Origin of the sequence: Bartonella sp. P0282 (genome assembly GCF_048452985.1) — a bacterium.
GTDB lineage: Bacteria > Pseudomonadota > Alphaproteobacteria > Rhizobiales > Rhizobiaceae > Bartonella > Bartonella choladocola.
The window spans coordinates 1-353 of sequence record NZ_WTFO01000016.1 but is presented as its reverse complement, the minus strand read 5'-3'; the positions used below and the strand labels follow the sequence as shown (position 1 = coordinate 353).

Below are 353 nucleotides of genomic sequence, written 5' to 3'. Positions count from 1 at the left end.
AAACCGGTGACAGCGGAACATAAACCGTATCCCCCACCGTTACCTTGTCAAAGCCGTTCTTGAAGAAGCGATCCAGATTGAGACGACGCAACCCCTCAACACTCAAATTATAGCGCTTGGCAACGCTATCAAGCGTGTCGCCGGACACCAGCACATAGGCGCGTGTCATGATCGGCGTTGAATAGGTATCATTTAACGAGGAGCTACCATAACTAGCAGGATTCAAACCCTGGGATTGATAATCACCACCCTTATAACTCGCACCGTAATAAGAGTTGCTACCATAAGCCCCCTCATACTGACGATCACGGCTTCTCTGGGCTGCATCCGCCTGCGCTATCGTAAGAAGAAAT

1 protein-coding gene is annotated in these 353 nt (G+C 49.9%); it reads right to left on the bottom strand.

Features of this window, described 5'->3' with window-relative positions; genetic code table 11:
- Positions 1 to 353, bottom strand: a 353-nt coding sequence (locus tag GQS64_RS11965; protein WP_198231764.1) for a LysM peptidoglycan-binding domain-containing protein, incomplete at both ends; no start/stop codon positions are given.